General features: G+C 70.5%; 24 protein-coding genes. 15 read left to right on the plus strand and 9 right to left on the minus strand.

Annotated elements, in window-relative coordinates; genetic code table 11:
- Positions 1–40 precede the first annotated feature (40 nt).
- From SOM19_RS12945 to SOM19_RS12965, 5 genes are all read right to left on the minus strand, one after another.
- Positions 41–940: an alpha/beta hydrolase gene (locus tag SOM19_RS12945; protein WP_320487013.1), complete on the minus strand. Its 900-nt coding sequence runs from the start codon at positions 938–940 to the stop codon at positions 41–43.
- Between the two features lie 76 nt (positions 941–1,016).
- Positions 1,017–1,595, minus strand: coding sequence for a hypothetical protein (locus SOM19_RS12950; RefSeq protein ID WP_320487014.1), 579 nt, complete (start codon positions 1,593–1,595; stop codon positions 1,017–1,019).
- A gap of 4 nt (positions 1,596–1,599) precedes the next feature.
- Complete coding sequence (locus SOM19_RS12955) at positions 1,600–2,976, minus strand: Coenzyme F420 hydrogenase/dehydrogenase, beta subunit C-terminal domain (protein WP_320487015.1); 1,377 nt, start codon at positions 2,974–2,976, stop codon at positions 1,600–1,602.
- Positions 2,977–3,004: 28 nt separating this feature from the next.
- Entirely contained in the window at positions 3,005–4,048 is a 1,044-nt protein-coding gene (locus SOM19_RS12960) for an acyltransferase family protein (protein WP_320487016.1), read from the minus strand.
- Between the two features lie 356 nt (positions 4,049–4,404).
- Entirely contained in the window at positions 4,405–4,962 is a 558-nt protein-coding gene (locus tag SOM19_RS12965; RefSeq protein ID WP_320487017.1) for an acyltransferase, read from the minus strand.
- Between the two features lie 263 nt (positions 4,963–5,225).
- Here SOM19_RS12965 and rplM point away from each other — a divergent pair, with 263 nt between their 5' ends.
- Genes rplM through glmM form a run of 3 tightly spaced genes read left to right on the plus strand, consistent with a single transcriptional unit; the run spans position 5,226 to position 7,553 of the window.
- Positions 5,226–5,672 carry a 50S ribosomal protein L13 gene (rplM, locus tag SOM19_RS12970; protein ID WP_320487018.1) on the plus strand — a complete coding sequence of 149 codons (447 nt, stop codon included), beginning with the start codon at positions 5,226–5,228 and terminating at the stop codon, positions 5,670–5,672.
- Between the two features lie 27 nt (positions 5,673–5,699).
- A complete protein-coding gene (gene rpsI, locus SOM19_RS12975; RefSeq protein WP_320487019.1) occupies positions 5,700–6,179 on the plus strand; it encodes a 30S ribosomal protein S9 in 480 nt (159 codons plus the stop codon).
- Positions 6,180–6,194: 15 nt separating this feature from the next.
- The gene (gene glmM, locus SOM19_RS12980) at positions 6,195–7,553 is read left to right on the plus strand and encodes a phosphoglucosamine mutase (protein ID WP_320487020.1); all 1,359 of its coding nucleotides are present in this window, start codon (positions 6,195–6,197) and stop codon (positions 7,551–7,553) included.
- A gap of 101 nt (positions 7,554–7,654) precedes the next feature.
- On the opposite strand, the gene SOM19_RS12985 is transcribed toward glmM, so the two are convergent.
- Together SOM19_RS12985 and SOM19_RS12990 are read right to left on the minus strand one after the other, a co-directional pair.
- A complete protein-coding gene (locus tag SOM19_RS12985; RefSeq protein WP_320487021.1) occupies positions 7,655–8,380 on the minus strand; it encodes an LPXTG cell wall anchor domain-containing protein in 726 nt (241 codons plus the stop codon).
- A 165-nt stretch (positions 8,381–8,545) separates the two neighbouring features.
- A complete protein-coding gene (locus SOM19_RS12990; RefSeq protein ID WP_320487022.1) occupies positions 8,546–9,490 on the minus strand; it encodes a Ppx/GppA phosphatase family protein in 945 nt (314 codons plus the stop codon).
- 219 nt (positions 9,491–9,709) lie between these two features.
- On the opposite strand from SOM19_RS12990, the gene SOM19_RS12995 reads away from it, so the two are divergent.
- From SOM19_RS12995 to SOM19_RS13040, 10 genes are all read left to right on the plus strand, one after another.
- Entirely contained in the window at positions 9,710–11,317 is a 1,608-nt protein-coding gene (locus SOM19_RS12995) for a M28 family metallopeptidase (RefSeq protein ID WP_320487023.1), read from the plus strand.
- A gap of 97 nt (positions 11,318–11,414) precedes the next feature.
- Positions 11,415–12,377 carry a type I pantothenate kinase gene (coaA, locus tag SOM19_RS13000; protein ID WP_414683652.1) on the plus strand — a complete coding sequence of 321 codons (963 nt, stop codon included), beginning with the start codon at positions 11,415–11,417 and terminating at the stop codon, positions 12,375–12,377.
- Positions 12,378–12,565: 188 nt separating this feature from the next.
- Positions 12,566–14,416, plus strand: a complete 1,851-nt coding sequence (gene glmS, locus SOM19_RS13005) for a glutamine--fructose-6-phosphate transaminase (isomerizing) (RefSeq protein ID WP_320487025.1) — start codon at positions 12,566–12,568, stop codon at positions 14,414–14,416.
- Between the two features lie 79 nt (positions 14,417–14,495).
- Positions 14,496–14,876 (plus strand): holo-ACP synthase, encoded by a 381-nt coding sequence (locus SOM19_RS13010; RefSeq protein WP_320487026.1) that lies wholly within the window; start codon positions 14,496–14,498, stop codon positions 14,874–14,876.
- A complete protein-coding gene (gene alr, locus SOM19_RS13015; RefSeq protein WP_320487027.1) occupies positions 14,873–15,997 on the plus strand; it encodes an alanine racemase in 1,125 nt (374 codons plus the stop codon). The genes SOM19_RS13010 and alr overlap by 4 nt, the downstream gene beginning before the upstream one ends.
- Positions 15,994–16,548: a tRNA (adenosine(37)-N6)-threonylcarbamoyltransferase complex ATPase subunit type 1 TsaE gene (gene tsaE / locus SOM19_RS13020; RefSeq protein WP_320487028.1), complete on the plus strand. Its 555-nt coding sequence runs from the start codon at positions 15,994–15,996 to the stop codon at positions 16,546–16,548. Before alr ends, tsaE begins: the two co-directional genes overlap by 4 nt.
- A 69-nt stretch (positions 16,549–16,617) precedes the next feature.
- Positions 16,618–17,277 carry a tRNA (adenosine(37)-N6)-threonylcarbamoyltransferase complex dimerization subunit type 1 TsaB gene (gene tsaB / locus SOM19_RS13025; RefSeq protein ID WP_320487029.1) on the plus strand — a complete coding sequence of 220 codons (660 nt, stop codon included), beginning with the start codon at positions 16,618–16,620 and terminating at the stop codon, positions 17,275–17,277.
- Positions 17,274–17,771 (plus strand): ribosomal protein S18-alanine N-acetyltransferase, encoded by a 498-nt coding sequence (gene rimI, locus SOM19_RS13030; protein ID WP_320487030.1) that lies wholly within the window; start codon positions 17,274–17,276, stop codon positions 17,769–17,771. The genes tsaB and rimI overlap by 4 nt, the downstream gene beginning before the upstream one ends.
- Positions 17,762–18,838, plus strand: a complete 1,077-nt coding sequence (tsaD, locus tag SOM19_RS13035; protein ID WP_414683653.1) for a tRNA (adenosine(37)-N6)-threonylcarbamoyltransferase complex transferase subunit TsaD — start codon at positions 17,762–17,764, stop codon at positions 18,836–18,838. The genes rimI and tsaD overlap by 10 nt, the downstream gene beginning before the upstream one ends.
- Positions 18,835–19,341 carry a hypothetical protein gene (locus SOM19_RS13040; RefSeq protein ID WP_320487032.1) on the plus strand — a complete coding sequence of 169 codons (507 nt, stop codon included), beginning with the start codon at positions 18,835–18,837 and terminating at the stop codon, positions 19,339–19,341. The genes tsaD and SOM19_RS13040 overlap by 4 nt, the downstream gene beginning before the upstream one ends.
- On the opposite strand, the gene SOM19_RS13045 is transcribed toward SOM19_RS13040, so the two are convergent.
- Positions 19,331–20,524: a class I SAM-dependent methyltransferase gene (locus SOM19_RS13045; RefSeq protein WP_320487033.1), complete on the minus strand. Its 1,194-nt coding sequence runs from the start codon at positions 20,522–20,524 to the stop codon at positions 19,331–19,333. The genes SOM19_RS13040 and SOM19_RS13045 overlap by 11 nt on opposite strands.
- Before the next feature lie 144 nt (positions 20,525–20,668).
- Here SOM19_RS13045 and groES point away from each other — a divergent pair, with 144 nt between their 5' ends.
- Both groES and rarD read left to right on the plus strand, forming a co-directional pair.
- Positions 20,669–20,965, plus strand: a complete 297-nt coding sequence (groES, locus tag SOM19_RS13050; RefSeq protein WP_017203655.1) for a co-chaperone GroES — start codon at positions 20,669–20,671, stop codon at positions 20,963–20,965.
- Positions 20,966–21,209: 244 nt separating this feature from the next.
- Positions 21,210–22,154 carry an EamA family transporter RarD gene (rarD, locus tag SOM19_RS13055; protein ID WP_320487734.1) on the plus strand — a complete coding sequence of 315 codons (945 nt, stop codon included), beginning with the start codon at positions 21,210–21,212 and terminating at the stop codon, positions 22,152–22,154.
- A 137-nt stretch (positions 22,155–22,291) separates the two neighbouring features.
- On the opposite strand, the gene SOM19_RS13060 is transcribed toward rarD, so the two are convergent.
- Positions 22,292–22,603, minus strand: a complete 312-nt coding sequence (locus tag SOM19_RS13060; protein ID WP_320487034.1) for a metal-sensitive transcriptional regulator — start codon at positions 22,601–22,603, stop codon at positions 22,292–22,294.
- Between the last annotated feature and the right edge of the window lie 2 nt (positions 22,604–22,605).

The following is a 22,605-nucleotide window of genomic DNA, read 5'->3' on the forward strand; positions in this document are numbered from 1 at the left end:
GGGGGATTTCGGCCGAGTGACAAGCAGGATTGCGACGGCGTCAGAGGTGGTCGGACAGGAAGGTCAGGATCGACCCGCGCACCTTCTCGGTCAGCAGCTGACTGCCATGGCCGCTGCCGAGCAGCACGATCAGCTCGTGCGGGACGCCTTCGGCGGTCAGCGCGGAGTCGAGGACTTCCGCCTGCTCGACGGGCACGAGATCGTGCTGCGACGCGACGAGCAGTGCCGGCGGATCGGTGGGGTCTGTCTGCGTCAGCGGGGACGCCGCCTCACCCTCGCAGGAGGTGATGGCGCGGCATCCGAGGTACGCCAGCATCAGCGAGACCGCCTCGGGGGACGGCTCACCCAGGTCGACGGCGTCCTCGCTCATATCCGCCACGCCCGACAGCGAGACGACGGCGCCGAGGCGAGAGCCCTGGTCGAGCGCGCCCTCGCCTGCCATCGCGGCCTGCAGGGCGATGATCGCACCGGCCGACGAGCCGAGAACTCCGATCCGAGCGGGGTCGATGCCCAGCTCCTCCACCTGGGCGGGGTCCCGCAAGTACTGAACAGCGGCGGCGACGTCCTCCACCTGACTGGGGTAGGTGTAGTCCGGGACCAGCCGGTAGCTGGTGGGGAACGCCGCGTAGCCGTGCTCGGCGAACCAGACGCAGAGGTCGTCCATGCCGCTGCTCGAGCGGTTGCCCTCTACGAATCCGCCGCCGTGGAGGAGGATGACCGCCGGTGCGGCGCCGTCGCCGTCGGCGGGGAGGCAGGCGTCCATGCCGAGCTTCTCGCCGTCGACTTCGCGGTAGGTCAGATTCGACTCGGTCAGCCCGCCCGCGTTCGTCGGCTGGGGCTGTGGCTGGCCCGTGCAGCCCGACAGCGCGAGCACGGCCGCGACCGTCGTCGCGACGAGGGCGGTGGACAGGCGTCGCGGAAGCGTGTGGTGGTGCGGCATGTCGTCAGGCTAGGCGGGGGGCGTTCCGCGGCGGTGTCGTCCGCGTAACGCCTGTGCGACGACTTCCGGTCCGCCCTCAGTCGGTGCGCAGCTCGGCGCACGGGGTGGCCCACGCCTTCACGAGGGCGGTGGACTGATAGGCGTACTGGTAGATCCAGTCGCCCAGATTCAGCTCCTGCTCGACCGCCATGACGGTGGCGTCTCCGTCGTAGCACTTGTCGAGGATGTAGCGCGTGCGCAGCACGTGCGGCGTGAATGTGAGCACGATGGTGCGCTCGACGTCGTGGTCCTCCGCGAAGCCCTCGAGGTACGCGATCTCGCCCTTCGTGGTGAAGGGCCGGGGATGGACGCAGAACACGTCCGGTTCATCGCAGACCTCGAGGGTGTCGGCGGTGTAGATGCCGAGAAGCCCCACGGAGTAGAGGGAGAGGTCGGCCACGCCGCCCTCGCGCAGCGCTCGCTCGACGGCGATGCGTTCGGGCTTCGGCGGGCCGATGACGTAGATGAGGTCGGCGTCGGTGACCTCGTCGACCGGGGGCGCGACGTACAGCGGGTACCCGAGGACCGCGAGTGCGACCGTCGCGGTGAACGCCCCGGCGAGTGTCCAGCTCAGCGCCCGGACTCGCCGGCGTGTGAGAGCCGCCGTCCACGCCATGGGCTCAGGCCTTGCCGCGCAGCACCTTCGCGACGGCCCGTGCAAGCGGGACGAGCCCGCGCGCGTAGCCGTCGAGCACGACGTACCGGCGGATCGCTCGCCGCATCGGCGTCGTGTAGACCGAGAGCCTGCCTGCGTCGCGCGCCCGTGCGAAGGTCTCCAGTGACAGCGCCGACATCTTCCGGCGCTGGCGGATCAGCGCGAGGCGCTTGCGCGGCACGCCGTCGTATCCCGGCTCCACGCGCTTGCGCGGCACGCTCAGCCCTGCCTTGATGTCGTCCGCGAGGCGCACCCGGAGGCCCACCCGGCGGTGGCGGAAGTTGCCGCCCTGCGAGCGCGCCGCGTCGTCGGCCGTCAGCTCGTCGATCGTGATCTCCCCGCGCTCGCGCGCGGCGTCGAACAGCGCGCGGATCTCGGCATCCCGGACCAGCACGATGTTGGTCCCGGACCAGTCGTCGAGGTACTGGGGGAGCCAGGCGTCCGCGAAGACCACGTCGGCCGTCTCGGCGAAGATGTCGTCGCAGAAGTTGCAGGCCTCGGGCTGGAAGGCGCCGTAGCCCCAGCTGCCGTCGATGGCGCTCTTGGTGGCGCGCACGGCGGGCTCGCTGTGCGCTTTCGCGGTGGCCGCGTAGTCGTAGTCGGACGAGCGGCGCGTCGGGTTCTTGACGCGGAAGTCGATCGACTCGAGGTCGTCGGGCGCCACGCCCGCCTGCCAGGCGAGCGACTCGGCGAAGAACTTGCTCTTCAGGTGCCCGCAGACGAGCCCGACGTACAGGCTCAGCTGCTCCGAAAGGGCGGGAAGCTCGTCGGCGAGCAGGCGGAAGGCCCGCACGAAGCACGGGACCCCGACCACGGCGTAGCGGCGGCCGTCGCCGCTGATCCGCTCGACGATGTCGGCGATCGTGGTGGCGTAGTACGCGGACTTGCGGTTCTCGATGATCTGCTCGGGGGTGGTCGACACCATGTACTCGAACATCGCATCGTCGTCGCCGCGTCCGACGTGTACGACGCCGTCGACGCGGCCGGTGCGCAGCAGCTCCGCGAGCAGGAAGGAGGTCATCCCGCCGGAGCTGCTCCCCATGAGCCGCGAGTCGTCGGTGAGGCGGCCGGCGAAGATGCTGTGGAAGCGTCCGACGCGCTCGTCATGGGGGAGGTGCGCGAAGCGCGAGTCGGCGAGCTCGTCCTCGTTCTTGGAATCGTCCGAGAACGGGCAGACACGTGATCCGGCGGCCAGGTCGGTCGCGCTCGCGCCCTCGAGCGACGCCTGGTAGACGCCGTAGCGCCCGATGGTCACGGGGATGGCGCCGGACGTGCGCGCGCTGCAGGAGCCGCAGCCGACGCACATGCCCCGGCCGACGACTTCCTGGATGCCGTGCGTCATTGGTGCTTCTCTCTGTCGACCGAGGGGGTCATGGCAGTCGGGTGTTCTTTGTGCGGCGATAGCCGGGCATGGTGACGAGCCAGCGGACGTGGCCGCGATCCATGATCCAGCCGAGCAGTGCGGGCACCGCCACCCCGAAGGCCGCGGGGATCAGGACGAGTGCGGTGTAGTCGGTGACGCCGGCCTTCATCATGAGGATGCGGACGACGCTCATCGGCAGCGCATGGGCGACGTAGATCACCAGGCTCCAGGTGCCGAGCTTCTCGATCGCCCGGCCGATGGGGAAGCCGTCGATGCTCCGTCCTGCGGCGAGCAGGGCGATGACGCCGAGAATGGCGCAGACGGTGAACGGGAGCGTCCCCATGTCGGCCACCTGGCCGGTCGGCCAGAGCAGCCACACGCCGAGGCCGAAGGCCGCTCCGGCGGCGACCATGAGCCCGAGTGCGTGCAGGCGCGGCATGTTCGCGAGCATGCGGGCCGCCTTGTACAGGACGACGCCGGCGAGCATGTAGACGGTGAAGGGGTGCACGTGCAGCAGCGGCGGCCACCACGGAAGATACGTGACGACGTTCAGCAGCAGGATGGCGCCGAGCGCGGCGACCCACCACCATCTCCAGCCCCGGCTCAGCCGGTACGCGCCCCCGACGACGACGAACGAGACGAAGAGCGCCGGCAGGTACCAGAACCTCGGATCCCAGACGATGCCGTAGATGACCTCGGGCACCGTGATGTGCGCGCCGATGCCGGCGCTGTACAGCGCGACTTCGAGCAGGCCGGGGAAGAGCGACCAGATCAGCCAGGGATAGAGCAGATACTGCGCCTTGTCGACCACCCAGCCGCGGTAGCCGAGCTTCTGCAGCGTCTGGATGAGGAAGACCCCGGCGAGGAAGAAGAACAGCGGCATCCGGACGGTGTGGAACACGTCGTTGAACACCGAGAAGAAGGGGTGTTCGCCGAGGGGCCCGTTCGAGACCGCGACGACGGAGTGGCCGATCACCATGAAGGTGATCGCGAAGCCTCTCGACACGTCGAAGCTCGTGACTCTGGACTTGGTGACCGTTGGCGCTGCCATCTCGCCTCATTCCGTGACGATGGAGGACCGGTCACCACTTCGTTCGGTCCGTAGACGCCCGACGCTAGCGCGCGGAGGTTTCCGGACAGTTACGGATGGTTTGCGACTCGCCCCCGGCGCGAGAACATCCAGGGCCGGGCGTTCCGTGGTGCCACCGAGCTTCACGCATCGTTTACACGCTCGTGACGGTGCCGGGAGCCGAGCGCCCTAGGTTCGGATTGTCGCAACGGCGCGCACCAGGACAGGTCCCCGGTCGGGCGCTCCCCCAGGCGCTCCCTCCCCAAAAGCCGGCCGGGGGCCGTCCCCTGTGAGAGCGGATGCCTCGGCGCCCCGAGCCTCGGGGCGCACGGGCCGTCTCAACGGGACCGAGTTGATTCCATCGCGCCGGGAACCATCGGAAGCAGCGGGCTGACGATCGAGTCGACGCGCTCGCGGTACGTCTGCCCCTGCATGTCGTCGGCTGATCTCCATCCGCGGACGCGGTCCATGAACTCGTCCCACGTCGAGACGGCACGGGCCGGGACCCCCGCGACGATCGTCTCGCTGGGCACCGATCGGGTGACGACCGATCCCGCGCCCACGACGACGCGATCTCCGATCTCGACACCGGGCATGATCGTGGCTCCGGCGCCGATGAACACATCCGACCCGATGCGCACCGGGGCGTACCGATAGCGCCGGCCGCGCTCGTCCTTGCACAGCCAGCCCGACCCGTCGTGCGTGATCAGCGTCACCCGGCTGCTGACGGTGACCCGGTCTCCGATGGAGACGAGCCACGGTTCGGACGTCGCGACGTTCGAGAGGATGCGGCATCCGGAGCCGATGGTGACGCCGGATCGGCGGGCCCAGACCTCCCAGCCGAGGGCGCGCTGAACGACGGAATCACGGAGTCTGCGGGCGGCGCCTCGGGCCATGGGTGGGACGCTACCGACAGGGCGTTTCGTTCGCGTGAACGCCGGGCGACGGAGCTGTTGCGGGCGTGGTGCGGGTCTCGCTGCTCGCGCGTTTGGACGCGGCATCCGAATGCCGTAGACTCGATCTTTGGTGTCCGGCTCTGCTGACCCGGCATCACGAACGTGAGCCCTCCACTGGCGTGTTCCTTCTGCTTTCGGCAGGGGAACCACCCCGGAGTGGGATTCACGAACCTCTCCGTTCGAATCAAGAAAGCAGCACTATTGTGACGCGCACTTACACCCCCAAGCCTGGCGAGATCCAGCGCGAGTGGCTGGTCATCGACGCGACCGACGTCGTTCTCGGTCGCCTCGCCTCGCAGGCCGCGGTCCTCCTCCGCGGCAAGCACAAGCCCACCTTCGCGAACCACGTCGACGTCGGTGACTTCGTCATCATCATCAACGCGGAGAAGGTCGCTCTGACCGGGCAGAAGCTCGAGAAGAAGAAGGCCTACCGCCACTCCGGCTACCCGGGCGGCCTGAAGTCGATCACGTACGACGAGTTCCTCACCAAGAACCCGGAGCGCGCCGTCGAGAAGGCGATCCGCGGGATGCTCCCCAAGAACAGCCTGGGTGCCCAGCAGCTGTCGAAGCTCAAGGTCTACCGCGGCGCCGAGCACCCCCACGCCGCGCAGCAGCCCAAGACGTTCACCCTCGACCAGGTCGCCCAGTAAGCGCCGTACAGATTTAAGGACATACTCGTGGCGAACATCGAAGAAACCACCGAATCCAACTACTCGACCGAGACCCCGGCCGACGAGACGGCAGCCGTCGTCGAGCGTCCCGTGCTCTCGGTTCCCGGCGCAGCCGTCGGTCGTCGCAAGCAGGCCATCGCCCGCGTGCGTCTGATCCCGGGCTCCGGCACCATCACCGTCAACGGTCGTGAGTTCGAGGACTACTTCCCGAACAAGCTGCACCAGCAGCTGATCACCGACCCGTTCACGGTGCTCAACCTCACCGGCGCGTACGACGTCATCGTCCGCATCTCGGGTGGTGGCCCCTCGGGCCAGGCCGGCGCGCTCCGCCTCGGCATCGCCCGTGCGCTGAACCAGATCGACGAAGAGAACAACCGCCCGACCCTCAAGAAGGCCGGCTTCCTCTCGCGCGACGCCCGCGTCATCGAGCGCAAGAAGGCCGGTCTCAAGAAGGCCCGCAAGGCGCCTCAGTACTCGAAGCGCTAAACCGAGCTCGATCCGATGCCATTGTTCGGCACGGACGGGGTGCGGGGGCTGGCCAACGGCCCCCTCACCGCCGATCTCGCACTGTCCCTGGCCCAGGCGACCGCCGTCGTCCTGGGCCAGGGCCGTACCGCCGAGGCGCGTCGCGCCGCCGGCAAGCGTCTCTCCGCCGTCGTCGCGCGTGACCCGCGCGTCTCGGGAGAGTTCCTCTCCGCGGCCGTCGAGGCCGGTCTGGCCTCGTCTGGCGTCGATGTGTACGACGCCGGCGTGCTGCCCACGCCCGCGACCGCGTACCTGATCGCCGACATGGACGCCGACTTCGGCGTCATGGTGTCGGCATCCCACAACCCCGCTCCCGACAACGGGATCAAGATCTTCGCGCGGGGCGGCGTCAAGCTCCCCGACGTCGTCGAGAAGCGCATCGAAGAGGCCATGGCGGGCCCGAAGCTCCAGCCCACCGGCGCGGCCGTCGGGCGGATCCGGCGCTTCGCCGACGCCGAGGACCGGTACGTCGTGCACCTCCTGGCCTCGCTCCAGAACCGGCTCGACGGCATCCACGTCGTGCTCGACTGCGCTCACGGCGCGGCATCCGGAGTCTCTCCCGAGACGTTCCGCGACGCGGGCGCCCGGGTGACCGTCATCGGCGCCGATCCCGACGGCCTCAACATCAACGACGGGGTCGGCTCGACGCACCTCGACAAGCTCGCCGAGGCCGTCCTCGCGCACGGTGCCGACGTGGGCATCGCGCATGACGGCGACGCCGACCGCTGCCTCGCCGTCGACGCCGACGGACGCATCGTCGACGGCGACCAGATCATGGCGATCATCGCGGTGGCGATGAAGGAGCGCGGCCACCTGGTCAAGGACACGCTCGTCGCCACGGTCATGAGCAACCTCGGGCTGCACCGGGCGATGGCCGATCACGGCATCCACGTCGAGCAGACCGCCGTCGGCGACCGCTATGTCCTCGAGCGCATGAACGAGGGCGGCTTCTCGCTCGGCGGCGAGCAGTCCGGTCACGTCATCATGAGCGAATTCGCGACCACCGGCGACGGGCTGCTCACGGGCCTCCACCTCGTGGGCGAGATGGCCCGGCAGAAGAAGCCCCTCAGCGAGCTCGCATCGATCATGACGGTGTATCCGCAGGTGCTTCTGAACGTCACGGACGTCGACCGTTCGCGCGCGAACAGCGACGAGGGCGTGTCGGATGCCGTGGCCGCGGCGGCAGCGCAGCTCGGGGACTCCGGACGCGTGCTGCTGCGCCCCTCGGGCACCGAGCAGCTGGTCCGCGTGATGGTCGAGGCGGCGTCCGCCGAAGACGCGCGCGAGCACGCCGAGCGGCTCGCCGCGGTGGTGCGGGAGCGCCTGGCGCTCTAGGGGCATCGCAGCCCGCTCCGGTTGACTGCGGCCTGGGAGCAGACGCGCGCCTCGGCATAGTCCGAGGCGGGTGCGTCCGGCCGTGACGCACCCGCCGTCGTTCAGGCCCGGCGCCGGCTCATCACGATCATCGATCCGGCCATCACGGCGATGAGCGCGCCGACGCCCAGGGCGAAGAGCCACTCCGTCTCGGAGCCCGTGGCGGGAAGCTCTCCGTTCGCCAGAGGGTCGGCCGAACCCGTCCCCTCCGAGCCGACAACGGCGGCGGGCGCCGGTGTCGCAGACGTCGACGGCGTCGGCGTCTCGGCGGCAGGCGCCGGCGTGACGGTGACCGTGGGGGTCGGCGGTGCCGGCGGCACGGTCGGCGTGGGCGTCTGAGTCACCGGCGTGGGCGTCGCGGTCACACAGCCGATCACGATCACGCGAGGATCGGGATGCGAGACGACGCCGCTCGTCCACTCGGGTACTGCGAGGGTGGTCGTTGAGGCGCCGTAGGCGATCGCCGTCGTGCGGCCGAGGTCCGCGCACGAGTAGCCGAGGAGCGTCTTCTCGTACGTCCAGATCTCGCCTGCCTGGTACAGCCGCGGACCGAACAGGTACGCGGCACCGTCGGGAGCGGAGATCACGGCCGAGCCGTAGGCAGGGACCGCCGAGGTGTTGTGGCCCGTCACGGTGACGTCGATCTGGCCGGCGACGGAGAAGTCGAGGGTCACGGTCGCCGAACCGGTGATGGCCTCGCCCTCGGCGAATGCCGGTGCGGCCACCAGGCCTCCGGCGGTGATCGCCAGCGTGACGGCAGCGATGGACAGAGGCGTGCGGATCTTCATACGTGCTCCCAGCAGCAGTAGACGATTCGCGACGACCCTGCCGCCGCGAACGGAAGGGCGACGTCTTCCCAAGCGACGTCGCCCTTCCGTGACGGCGACGCTAACAGCGCCGTTCGACGGGGGTGTTACGCACGGGGCATGCAGACGTAAACGTCCGCGCACAACTCACGCGGAGGCGGCGCTCCACTGCAGCGACTCGATGTAGCGCAGCAGCACTCCCTCGCGCAGCGCCCACGGCGAGACCTCGAGCTCGTCGACGTCGAGGGCGCGCATCGCCTCATGCAGCACGACGGCACCCGCGACGATCTGGAACGTGCGGTCGGGCGTGATGCCGGGCAGCTCCTGCCGCGCCGACGCCGGGATGCGGGCCAGGCGCGGGATCCACGAGCTCAGTGAGGCGCGGGGAAGCAGCATCCGCTCGATCCCCGACCAGCCCGGCACCGGATACCCGACGAGCTTCGCGAGCGATCGAATGGCCTTGGACGACCCGACGACGTGGTCGGGACGGTCGAGCGCGCCGAACTGCTTCGCGATCGGAGCGAGCGTCGCCCGCGCGTGGTCGCGCAGCTTCTCCACGGCGCGCTCGCCCGGCGGGTCGTCGGGCAGGAACTGGATCGTCATCCGCCCGGCGCCGAGGGGGACGGATGCCGCGGCCTCCGGCAGTTCGTCCGCTCCGGCCGCGATCTCGAGCGAGCCCCCGCCGATGTCGAACAGCAGGATCTGGCCTGCGGCCCAGCCGAACCATCGACGGACCGCAAGGAAGGTGTACCGAGCCTCGGTCTCGCCGCCGAGGACCTGGAGCGGCTGCCCCAGGGCGTCCTCGATGAGCGCGATCACCTCCGGTCCGTTCGCCGCCTCGCGCACGGCCGACGTCGCGGTCGCGAGCAGCTCGTCGACCCTCTCGGATGCCGCCACCCTGCGCGCCTCGGTCACCGCGTCGACGAGGGCCTTCACGCCCTCGGGAGTGATCGCCCCGTCGGCATCGAGGTAGCGCATGAGCCGCAGCACGGTCCGCTGGCTGGTGGCGGCGAGGGGTCGTCCTCCCGGCCTGACGTCGGCGACGAGCAGGTGGACGGTGTTCGAACCGATGTCGAGGACTCCCAGGCGCACGGCTCGACAGTACCGGTGCTCCCGGCCCGGCGTCGGCACGTGTCGACGCACAGTATGAGCGCCGAATGAGAACTCGCGCCACCCCCTACCGCCGACCGGGGTCGCCGTCTAGCCTCAGCGCAGGATGCCGACCCGGCATCCGTCCCCGCGCACGGACCCCTCAGGGGGAGGCCCGCGCGCACGGCGCTCGACGAGGAGCGCCCTCGTGAAGGAGAGAACATGAATCGATCCCGCATCACCGCCCGGAGCGCACTTGCGCTCGCGGCGGCCGGGGCGACGGCGCTGGCGCTCGCGATCGCGCCTGCGACCGCGGCGACGGCAGCACCCGCCGCCAAATGCGACAGCCGGAACAACAACACGATCGACAAGCTGCTCGAATGCGTTTCGGCGGGCGGCACTCTGGAGCACCTGCAGGCGTTCCAGGACATCGCCGAAGCCAACGGCGGCAACCGCGCAGCGGACACGTCCGGATACGACGCGAGCGTCGACTACGTCGTCGAGACCCTCGAGGCTGCCGGCTGGGAGGTGTCCATCGACGAGTTCGACTATCTCGTTCCCGTCCCGACGATCCAGCAGCTGACGCCACAGAACACCACGCACGCAGCGGGCTTCTTCAGCGAGGGATCGGCCGAGGGCACGGTCACGGGCAAGGTCATCCCCGTCGATCTCGCGATCGCGAACCCGGCGGCCAGCACCAGCGGCTGCGAGGTCGCCGACTTCGCGGGGCTCGACTTCTCGGGCACGGCCGACATCGCTCTCGTGCAGCGCGGCGTCTGCGAGTTCGGCGTCAAGGCGCGCAACGCGCAGAACGCCGGCGCCGAAGCCGTGGTCATCATGAACCAGGGCAACACCCCGGAGCGCTCGGGTGTGATCACGAACGTGACGCTGATCGGTATGAACCCGACCGCGCTCGACATCCCCGTGGTGAACACGTCGTTCGCGTCCGGCTCGGCGCTCGCACAGCCCGGCTCGACCGCCACGGTCTCCATGTTCATCGAGAACCACCCGCAGCGGAACGTCATCGCCGAGCTGCCGGGCCGCAACGCCGACAACGTGGTGATGGCCGGCGCGCACCTCGACTCGGTTCCGGCGGGTCCGGGCATCAACGACAACGGCTCCGGATCTGCGGCGCTGCTGGAGCTCGCCCAGAACATGTCGAAGGTCAAGCCGCAGAACACGGTGCGACTCGCATGGTGGGCGGCCGAGGAGGTCGGCCTCGTCGGATCGCAGGCCTATGTCGACGGACTCACCCAGGCGGAGAAGGACCGCATCGCGCTGTACCTGAACTTCGACATGATCGCCTCGCCGAACTTCATCTACATGGTGTACGACGGTGACGAGTCGACCTTCGAAGCGCCGGTCGTGGTGCCGGAAGGCTCGATCGAGATCGAGGATCTGTTCGAGCGCTACTTCACCAGCATCGGGCAGCCGTATGACGACGCCGAGTTCAGTGGACGCAGCGACTATGAGGCGTTCATCCTCGCCGGCATTCCGGCAGGTGGCCTCTTCACGGGCGCCGAGGACGAGAAGACGCCGGAGCAGGCCGAGATCTGGGGCGGCGAGGCCGGCGAGTGGCTCGACCCGTGCTACCACCAGGCGTGCGACGACATCGACAACCTCAGCCTGGAGGCGCTCGAGATCAACTCCGACGCCATCGCGCTGGCCGTGCTCGCGTACGCGTACTCGACCGAACTGGTCAACGGCGTCGTCGGCGTCGACGTGCCAGGCGGCCTTGTGCTGCCGTCCGAGCCCGCAGGGGCCGAGGGCACGTGGGCAGGCGGCGGCGGCGGTCTCCACCCCGACCACGGGCACAGCACCGCCGACTGAAACCGGTCGGTCTGCGGACGGCCCGTTCCCTCCGGGGGACGGGCCGTCTCCGTGCGCGGAGCCGGCCGCGGGGCCGAGGCATCCGCCACCCGATACGATGATCGGGATGTCCGCAGACGACGCCGCCCTCCTGTCTCCGTCTCTCTCGCTCTACCGAGAGATCGACCGCGATGACTGGGCGCGGCTGGCCGCCGGGATGGCGCAGCCGCTGTCCGAGACGGAGATCGTGCAGATCAGGGGTCTCGGTGACCGGCTCGACATGGACGAGGTCTCGCAGGTGTACCTGCCGCTGTCCCGGCTGCTGTCGCTGTACGCGAAGTCGACCAAGCGGCTCGGCGCCGAGACGAGCGCGTTCCTCGGGGATGCCGACTCCACGACGCCGTTCGTGGTCGCCGTCGCCGGCTCGGTGGCCGTGGGGAAGTCCACGATCGCCCGCCTGCTGCGCGAGCTCATGAGTCGCTGGCCCGACACCCCGCGGGTGGAGCTCGTGACCACCGACGGCTTCCTCTACCCGAACGCCGAGCTCGAGCGGCGCGGGATCATGGATCGCAAGGGGTTCCCCGAGTCGTACGACCGCCGAGCCCTCGTCTCATTCCTCACCGAGGTCAAGAGCGGCGCCCCCGAGGTCCGGGCCCCGTTCTACTCGCACATGCGCTACGACATCGTCCCCGACGCCCACACCACGGTGCGCCGGCCCGATGTCGTGATCGTCGAGGGGCTCAACGTCCTGCAGCCGCCGCCCGCCCCCCGTGAGGTGGCCGTGAGCGACCTGTTCGACTTCTCCGTGTACGTCGACGCCGACCCGGCCCACATCACGCAGTGGTACGTCGACCGGTTCATGGCGCTCAAGTCAGGCGCGTTCGCCAACCCCAGCTCGTTCTTCAACGTGTTCTCGCACCTCAGCGACGAAGAGGCCGTGAAGACCGCGCTCGGCTACTGGAACGACATCAACCTGCCCAACCTCATGGAGAACGTGCTGCCGACGCGGCATCGGGCGAGCCTCGTGCTGCAGAAGGCCGCAGACCACAAGGTGGAACGCGTCCTCCTCCGCAAGCTCTGACGCCGCTCGACCACTGCCAGCCAGGCTGCGCGTCACAGATTCAGGAGACACGCCGCTGATCGAGCTCGCCGGACGCGGCGCTGCGGCGCGTTTCCTGAATCCGGTGGGCCGACGCTGTAACCCGCCCTGATCAGGCAATCGGCTTTCGTTCAGGCTCCGTGCATAACCCCGCGCCTACCATTGGAGGCATGTGTGGAATCGTCGGATACGTGGGCCCGCGGCAGAGCCAGGCCATCCTTCTCGCCGGCCTGGCGCGGCTCGAGTACCGCGGATACGACTCGGCCGGGATCGCCGTCATCGACGGCGCCGGCGATCTGGAGATGCGCAAGCGCGCCGGCAAGCTCGCCGTCCTCCGCGATGACCTCGTCTCGACGCCCCTGGCGGACGGCACGACCGGCATCGGCCACACCCGGTGGGCGACCCACGGGGCGCCGACCGACGACAACGCGCACCCGCACCTGGCCGACGACGACAAGCTCGCCGTCATCCACAACGGCATCATCGAGAACTTCTCCGAGCTCAAGGAAGAGCTGCTCGCCGACGGCTACACGTTCCTGAGCGAGACCGACACCGAGGTGGCCGCCGTGCTCCTCGGTCGCGAGTACCGCGCCAAGGGCGACCTCGTCGAGGCGTTCCGCGCCGTCGTGTCGCGCCTGGAGGGTGCCTTCACCCTCCTCGCGATGCACCAGGATCAGCCGGGTGTCGTGGTGGGAGCCCGCCGCAACTCGCCGCTCGTCATCGGCCTGGGCGAGGGCGAGAACTTCCTCGGCTCCGACGTCGCCGCCTTCGTCGAGCACACGCGCAACGCGCTTGCGATCGGCCAGGACCAGATCGTCACGATCACGCCGTCGGGCGTCGAGGTCATCGACTTCGCCGGCAACGCGGTCGAGGTCGAGCCCTTCGAAGTGACGTGGGATGCCTCGGCCGCCGACAAGGGCGGCTGGTCCTCGTTCATGGCCAAGGAGGTCTCGGAAGAGCCCGAGGCCGTCGCGAACACCCTGCGCGGACGCATCCGCGACGGCGAGGTCGTCATCCCCGAGCTCGACGGCATGGACGAGCTGTTCGCCGGCATCTCCCGCATCGTCATCATCGCGTGCGGCACCGCGGCATACGCCGGCCAGGTCGGCAAGTACGCCATCGAGCAGTGGACCCGCGTCCCCGTCGACGTGGAGCTCGCCCACGAATTCCGGTACCGCGACCCGGTGATCGGCGCCGACACGCTCGTCGTCTCGATCAGCCAGTCGGGCGAGACGATGGACACGCTCATGGCCGTCAAGTACGCCCGTGAGCGCGGCGCCCGCACGCTGTCCATCTGCAACACCCAGGGCGCGACGATCCCCCGCGAGTCCGACGCGATCGTCTACACCCACGCGGGTCCCGAGGTCGCGGTGGCATCGACCAAGGCGTTCGTCGCCCAGATCACCGCGCTCTACCTCATGGCCCTCCACATCGGCCGGGTGCGGGGCACCGTCTCGGCCGAGCAGTCGGCCGCGCACGTCGCCGAGCTCGAGGCCATCCCCGGCAAGATCTCGCAGATCCTCGAGCGCGAGCAGCCCCGCATCGAGCAGTTCGCCGGCTGGATGGCCGACACCCGATCCGTGCTCTTCCTCGGTCGCCACGTGGGGTACCCGATCGCGCTCGAGGGCGCCCTCAAGCTCAAGGAGCTCGCGTACATCCACGCCGAGGGCTTCGCCGCCGGCGAGCTGAAGCACGGACCCATCGCGCTCATCGAGCCGGGCCAGCCGGTGTTCGTGATCGTGCCGTCGCCGAGCAAGTCCGCCGAGATGCACAAGAAGGTCGTCTCCAGCATCGAGGAGATCCGCGCGCGCGGCGCGCGCGTCATCGCGATCGCCGAGGAGGGCGATGCCGCGGTGCTGCCGAAGGCCGACCAGGTGCTGCGCATCCCTCTCGCCGGACCCCTGTTCGAGCCGCTCCTCGCCGTGGTCCCGCTGCATATCTTCGCGATGGGCCTGGCGACGGCGAAGGGTCTCGACGTCGATCAGCCCCGCAACCTCGCCAAGTCGGTGACGGTCGAGTAGAGCCGGTGCCCGCGAGTAGGGTGGCGGATGCCGCGCCCATGACGGGCTCACGGACCTGGCGGCGTGACGGGAGAGCTTCGTGATCGTCGGGATCGGCGTCGACCTCGTCGACATCCCCCGCTTCGAGCGCACGCTCGAGCGCACGCCGCGTCTGCTGGAGCGGCTCTTCTCACCCGCCGAGCGGACTCTCAAACCGCGCTCGCTCGCCGCGCGGTATGCCGCGAAGGAAGCGCTCATCAAGGCGCTCGGCGGCTCGGACGGCGTCCACTGGACCGAGATCGAGATCACGCCCGAGGCATCCGGCCGCCCCTGGTTCACGCTGTGCGGATCGACGGCCGAGGTGGTCGCGGCGCGGGGGATCAGCGCCATCCATCTGTCTATGTCGCATGACGCCGGGTTCGCCACGGCGTACGTCATCGCCGAGGCGTCGGACTCGCCCCTGACGGGGGAGCCTCGGTGAGCGGGCTCCCTGCGGGCGCGATGCGCGAGGCGACCATCGACGTCGCCGCGATCGAGGACAACGTCCGCCACTTGCGGCGTCTCACCGGCTCCGAGGTGATCGCCGTGGTCAAGGCCGACGGCTACGGCCACGGTGCCGTGCGGTCCGCGGTCGCGGCGCTCGCCGGCGGCGCGTCCCGGCTCGGCGTGGCCGACATCGGCGAGGCGATCGCCCTGCGGAGGGCCGGGATCGACGCCCCGATCGTCGCGTGGCTCCACGCTCCCGGCGCCTCGTTCGCGGAGGCGGCTTCGCTCGGCATCGAGCTGGGCATCTCGAGCCTCGATCAGCTGCTGCAGGCTGCGGCCGCGGCATCCGGCGAGCGGCCCGTCGCCGTGCATCTCAAGCTCGAGACGGGGCTGTCGCGCAACGGCATCGCCCCGGCCGATCAGCGCATCGTCTTCGCCGAGGCCGCCCGCCTGGAGCGGATCGGCCGCGTGCGCGTCATCGCCCTCTTCAGCCACCTCTCCAACGCCTCGGCGGAGGACGACCTCGCGGCGCTGCGCGCGTTCGAGGAGGGCGTGGCCGTCGCCGCCTCGCTCGGTCTCGCACCGCCGCTGCGCCATCTCGCGGCGACCCACGCCGCGATCGCGCTGCCCGAGACGCGGCTCGGCTGCGTGCGGATCGGGATCGGCATCTACGGTCTGTCGCCCTTCGACGACCGCAGCTCGTCCGACCTGGGTCTGCGGCCCGCCATGACGCTGCGCGCCGCGGTCGCCGCCGTCCGCCGCGTGCCGGCGGGTCAGGGCGTCTCGTACGGCTACGACTATCGCGCGGACGCCGACTCCACGCTCGCGCTCGTTCCCCTGGGCTACGCCGACGGCGTGCCCCGCCAGGCCTCCGGTGCCGGCCCCGTGGTCATCGGCGGTCGGCGGTTCACCGTGTCGGGGCGCATCGCGATGGATCAGTTCGTCGTCGACGTCGGCGACCACCCGGTGGCGGTCGGCGACGAGGTCGTGCTGTTCGGCGACCCGACGCTCGGCGCCCCGGCCGCGGGCGAGTGGGGCGACGCTGCGGGGACCATCAACTACGAGATCGTCACGCGCATCGGCCGGCGCGTGCCGCGCCACGAGGTCCCGGCATGAGCGGGAAGCCTCGCGACGAGTCGGGCGTTGACCCGGACGTGGACACGCTCGAAGGACTCGACAGCCTCGTCGGCGCTCGCGAGATCGGCTCGCCGCACGACATGGAGGCGCTCGGAGAGCAGATCGGCCGGATGCTGCGCCCCGGGGACCTCGTGGTGCTCACCGGTCCGCTCGGCGCCGGGAAGACCACCCTCACCCGGGGCATCGCGGGCGGGCTCGGCGTGCGCGGTCCGGTCCAGAGCCCGACGTTCGTCATCGCCCGCACGCACCCCTCGCTCGTCGGGGGGACGCCGCTCGTGCACGTCGACGCGTACCGGCTCGGGTCTCCGGCCGAGCTCGACGACCTCGACATCGACTTCGAGGCGTCCGCGGTGGTCGTGGAGTGGGGTCGGGGCATGGTGGACGGGCTCCGCGATCACTGGTGGGAGATCGAGCTCGAGCGCGAGTGGCACGGACGCGGCGTCGACACCGCGTGCGGCACGTACTCGCGCGCGACCGAGGCGCTCGACGCCGACACCCCCCGGCTGGTCACCGTCTCCCGCCACCCCTGAGGGTCCTCACAGAGCGGTCCGCCCCCGGTCCCAGACCGCCCGACACCGTCGCGCGACTACCCTGGGAGGGTGATCCTCGGCATCGACACCTCTCTCGGCTCCGCCGTCGCGGTCGTCGAACCGGATGGGGTCGTGCGGTCGCAGGTCGAGAGCAGCGACCCCCGTGGCCACGCCGAGGTGATCGGCATCCTGATCGAGCGGGCGCTGGCCGAGGCATCCGTCACTCCCGCCGACATCACGCATGTCGCTGCGGGCATGGGTCCCGGACCCTTCACGGGGCTGCGGGTCGGGATCGCCGCCGCGCGGACCTTCGCGCTGGGTCGCGGCATCCCGGTGCTTCCCGTCGTGAGCCACGATGCCGTGGCGCTGGAGCTGCTCCTCCACGACTCGCTGACCGGCGGCTTCGACGAGGGTGACGATCGGCCGTTCGCGGTCGTGACCGACGCGCGTCGCCGTGAGTTCGCCTTCACCGTGTACCGGGGACTCGACGACGACGGGCTCCCCATCCGTCAGGCCGAACCGGCTCTCTCCCCTCGGGACGAGCTCGACGCACTGCTGCAGGCCGGGGGGATCGCCCGGCAGGATGCCGACCGGATCCCCGCCGGGCTCCTCGCCATCGTGGCGGCGCGGGGGCTGTGGTCGGGCCGGGAGATCGGTCCGGCCGAGGCGCTCTATCTCCGCTCGCCCGATGTGACCCTGCCGGCGGGTCCGAAGAAGGTCGGCGCATGAGCCTGCGCGCCGTGACGACCGATGACCTCGGTGCGATCATGTCGCTCGAGCGCGCCTCGTTCCCGACCGATGCGTGGTCCGACGCCATGATGCGCGAGGAGCTCGCCTCGGCGCACGGGTTCTACGTGGTCGACGACGAGGCCGGGCGCATCGTGGGCTATGCCGGCCTGCGCGCGGTGCGCGGGGCGACGGATGCCGACATCCAGACGATCGCCATCGCGGAGGCCTCGCGCGGCCGGGGTCGCGGGCGCACCCTGCTGTCGGCGCTGCTGAGTGAGGCGGCCCGGCGCGGCGTGCGCCAGGTGTTCCTCGAGGTCCGGGCCGACAACCCCGTCGCCCAGGCGCTGTACGCGTCGGAGGGCTTCCTCGAGGTCGGCCGCCGTGCACGGTACTACCAGCCCGACGGCGTGGACGCCGTGGTCATGAAGCTCGACCTCCGAGGCTGGTCGGCGCACGCGTCGGCGTCGCCCGAGGACGCGGGAGTGTGCACGTGAACCGGACCGACCCCCTGATCCTCGGCATCGAGACGAGCTGCGACGAGACCGGGATCGGAATCGTGCGCGGTCGAACGCTGCTGTCGAACACCATCGCGAGCTCGATGGACGAGCACTCCCGCTACGGCGGAGTGGTGCCCGAGATCGCCGCCCGCGCGCACCTCGAGGCGCTGGAGCCGGCGATCGAGGCCGCGCTCGCCGAGTCCGGAGTCACGCTCGCCGACATCGACGCCGTCGCCGTCACGTCCGGCCCCGGGCTCGCCGGCGCGCTCATGGTGGGCGTCGGCGCAGCCAAGGCTCTCGCGGTGTCACTGGGCACGCCGCTGTACGCGGTCAACCACCTCGTCGGGCACATCGCCGCCGACATCCTCGATCCGGATGCGCCCCCGCTCGAATACCCCACTGTGGCCCTGCTGGTGTCGGGCGGCCACACGTCGCTCCTCCTGGTGCGCGACCTCACGACCGACGTCGAGCTCCTGGGCGAGACGATGGACGATGCTGCCGGCGAGGCGTTCGACAAGGTGGCGCGGCTGCTCGGTCTGCCCTACCCCGGCGGGCCCGAGATCGACCGTGCCGCGGCCGCGGGGGATCCGAAGGCCATCCCGTTCCCGCGCGGGCTGTCGCGCGCGAGCGACATGGCCGCGCACCGCTACGACTTCTCGTTCTCGGGGCTCAAGACCGCCGTCGCCCGATGGGTCGAGCAGCGCGAGGCGGCCGGCGAGCCCGTGCCCGTCGCCGACGTCGCCGCGAGCTTCCGCGAGGCCGTGATCGACGTGCTCGTCACCAAGGCCCTCGCCGCCTGCCGCGAGCACGGCGTGCCGCGCCTGCTGCTCGGCGGCGGTGTCATCGCGAACCGTCGGCTGCGCGAGGTGGCGCTCGAGCGGGCCGCGGCGGAGGGCGTCACGGTGCGCATCCCCCCGCTGTCCCTCTGCACCGACAACGGCGCCATGATCGCCGCCCTGGCTTCCGAGCTCGTCATGTCGGGCCGCCCGCCGTCGACCCTCGCGTTCGGCGCCGACTCGACTCTCCCCGTGACCGAGATCCAGGTCGCCGAGGAGGCCGGATGAGCGAGGACGAGCGGATGCCGCAGCCGCCGCTGCCCGATCCGCGCCCGTCTGGGCCGCCGTCGCCGGCCGTCGAACCGCCGTCGCCCGATGTCGCGCTCGCCGACGAGCCCTCGCCTCTTCCGGGGGCGCACCGCGGAGGCTTCCTCCGCCTTCCGACGGCGCCGGTCCCCGTGACCTCGCAGTCCGCGCCCGCCGAGCCGGGCACGGAGGACGAGGCGCCCACCCCGACCGCGCAGTGGCTCATGCCCGCGCCGGCGGAGCCCTACCGCGGTCTGGCGGGGTGGGCGCTGGCCTTCTCCATCGCCGGTCTCGCCGTGTCGCTCTTCGTGGGCTGGGGCTTCCCCATCGGCCTCGTGGGCGTGGTCTCGGCCATCCTCGCGCTGCGACGCCCTCTCGAGAGCCGCGCCGTCGCGGTCTGGGCGCTCGTCGTGGGGGCGGTCTCGCTGCTGTACAGCGCCGGCTGGCTCCTCTACGCCGCGGGCCGGATCACCGTCAGCGGCTGACGCGTTCCGCCAGGATCGCGATCCGCCGCGTGCCGAGGCGCGTCAGGATCAGCGTCGCCTCCTCGGTCCCGCCGAGCACGAGCTTGCGTCGGAACTGCGCCGGGTCGACGTCGACTCCGCGCTTCTTGATCTCCAGGCGTCCTATCCCCCGCGCACGCAGTGCCGCGTTGATGGTCGGCACCTTCGCCGGCATCGACTCCTGCACGCGGAACGACGAGACGAACGGGCTGGTGAGGGCGGCGTCCGAGGTCAGGTACGCGATGTGCTCGTCGAGCATGCCCGCCTGGAGCGACCGAGCCACCTCACCGATCAGCCGTGCGCGGATGACGGCGCCGTCGGGCTCGTGCAGGAAGGCCCCGAGCTCACGCACCGGCTCGTCCTCGGCATCCGCCGGCGCAGTCAGTTCGTGCGCCGCGTCGCCCCGGATGACGAGTGCCGCCCGCCGCACCCCGTCGCGGGCCAGCGATCTCGACCACAGCACGAGCTCGACGGTCGAGCCGTCTGCGCTGACCCATTGCGCCTCCACGTCTCCGGGGATGAGATCGCGGTCGAGGCCCGGGCCGAGCTTGATCCCGGTCGGCAGGCGTTCCGCCAGAGAGAACGCCCAGTCGAGCGACGGAGACCAGTCCTCCGGCCGCGTCCGTGTGGTCTCGGAGTGCCCGGCCGTGCGGCGTGCGGGGTCGAGCCAGACCGCGTCCACCTCGCTCAGGTCGGCGTCCTCCGCCGTGCCGTGGCGCACCGTCACCGCGTCGCCGAACGGCGCGAGGTTGTACGCGGCGATCGCCGCCGTGAGCTCGTCGGCGTCGACCGCGGCGACCTGGAGGCCCAGACCCGCGAGTCCGAGGGCGTCGCCGCCGATCCCGCAGCCCAGATCGGCGACCCGCGCGAGCCCGGCGTCGCGGAACCGGGCGGCGTGGCGGCCCGCGATGGACAGGCGGGTGGCCTGCTCCAGTCCGGCGCGGGTGAACAGCATCCGTTCGGCGAAGGGGCCGAACTTCGTGACCGCACGGGCTCGCAGTCTGGCCTGGGTGACGACCGCCGCGACGAGGTCGGGCGCGTGGCCGTCCTTGCGCAGCCGCGTGACGGTACGGGCGACGTCGCCCGCCGACTCCATCGCGGGGAGCGCGTCCAGCAGACGCAGCCCTTCGGGGGTCAGCAGTGCTGTCAGCTCGGCCATCTCCACCGGCCCAGCCTACGGCCGTGCCGCGGAGCGTCACGTGGCTGGCACTCACGTTGCATGAGTGCCAGCGCTTCTCTAGACTTGAGTTAGCACTCTCAGTGTGCGGGTGCTAACGAGTCTTCAGTCTCAAGAAAGAAGAGGTAAACCGTGTCGGTTTCCATCAAGCCGCTCGAGGACCGCATCGTCATCAAGCAGGTCGAGGCCGAGCAGACCACCGCGAGTGGCCTCGTCATCCCCGACACCGCCAAGGAGAAGCCCCAGGAGGGTGAAGTCGTCGCCGTCGGCCCCGGCCGCATCGACGACAACGGCAACCGTGTCCCGCTCGACGTCGCCGTGGGCGACCGCGTGCTGTACAGCAAGTACGGCGGGACCGAGGTCAAGTTCGGCGCAGACGAGTTCCTCGTGCTGTCGGCTCGCGACGTCCTCGCAGTCGTCGTTCGCTGATTTCGCGTAATCCGCGAAGAGAGGGTCGGATGCTTCGTCATCCGGCCCTCTCTTCGCGTCCGGTGGCAGAGATCACGCCATGGTCGGCAGTCCGGCGATGGCCGCGGAAGGCTGCCTCGACCGTGAGGACCGCTGCCTCTCCTAGGCTGGAAAGGTGAGCCGCGACGTGTCCCCTGCCTCCCCTCCGGCCTCCGCCGGTCTCTCCGACCTCGGCGCCGCGGCGACATCGACCGCCGGGATCGCGCTGCCTCCGGCATCCGCTCGGGCGGGCGGCGAAGCCGATCTCTCGCGCCAGCAGACGCTCGGCGGGGTCTACGCGTTCTCGGCCTACCTGCTGTGGGGCTTCCTGCCGCTGTACTTCCTGGCGCTCGCTCCCACCGGTCCGTTCGAGCTCGTCGCCTGGCGCATTCTGCTGTCGCTCGTCTTCTGCGCGTTCCTCCTGACTGTCACGCGCTCGTGGTCGCGCCTCGCGGCGATCTTCCAGCGGCCGAAGGTGGTGTGGCTCACCGTGCTCGCGGGGGGCCTCATCTACATCAACTGGCAGGTCTTCATGCTGGGCGCCCTCACCGGGCACGTGGTCGAGACGAGCCTCGGCTACTTCATCAACCCCATCGCGACGGTGCTGCTCGCCGTGCTCGTGCTGCGGGAGCGGCTGCGTCCGACCCAGTGGGTCGCGATCGGCATCGCCGCCCTCGCGGTGCTGGTGATCATCGTCGGGTACGGGTCGTTCCCCTGGATCGCGCTCACGCTCGCGGCGACGTTCAGCCTCTACGGTCTCGTCAAGAAGCGCGTCGGGCCGGTGGTCGACGCCGTGAGCGGCCTCACGCTCGAGTCGCTGTGGCTCGTCCCGGTCGCCGGCGTGCTGCTCGTCGTCGTGAACGCGACCACGGGCCTCACGATGGGGGTGTCCGGCCCCTGGCATCTCGTGCTCATCAGCCTCGTCGGCGCGGTCACCGCCGTCCCGCTGCTGTTCTTCGCCGCCGGCGCCCGCCGCGCCTCGCTCACCCTCATCGGACTGCTGCAGTTCGTGGCGCCGATCCTGCAGTTCGTCATCGGCGTCTGGCTGCTCGGCGAGGCGATGCCCCTCGAGCGCTGGATCGGGTTCGGGCTCGTCTGGGTGGCGCTGATCATCCTCACCGTCGACTCGCTGGTGCACGCGCGCCGCGCGCACGTGGCGGCGGCGTCCTGACCGTCACCGGATGAGGCGTTCGATCCCCCGTCCCGTCGGAGAATGACGCGGACGTCGGAGGATCTGCGGGGAATCCTCCGACGTCGACGCGAATCTCCGACGCTCGCGACGCCACAAGCGCTGCGGCGTCCTGACGATCAGCGCACCAGGCGGGCGATGGCCTGCGTGGCCTCGGTGATCTTCGCGTCGGCCTCGGGTCCGCCGAGCCGAGCCGCGTCCACGACGCAGTGACGCAGGTGGTCGTCGAGCAGGCCCACCGCGACCGCCTCGAGCGCACTGGTGAGGGCACTGATCTGGGTGAGGATGTCGATGCAGTACTTCTCGTCCTCGACCATCTTGTGGATGCCGCGGGCCTGGCCCTCGATCCGCTTGAGGCGGTTGAGGTACTTGTCCTTGTCGGTGATGTAGCCGTGGTGGCTGTGGTCGGCGTCGATCAGGGTGTCGGTCATGC

This window comes from Microbacterium sp. CFBP9034, assembly GCF_034045255.1.
Classification (GTDB): Bacteria; Actinomycetota; Actinomycetes; order Actinomycetales; family Microbacteriaceae; genus Microbacterium.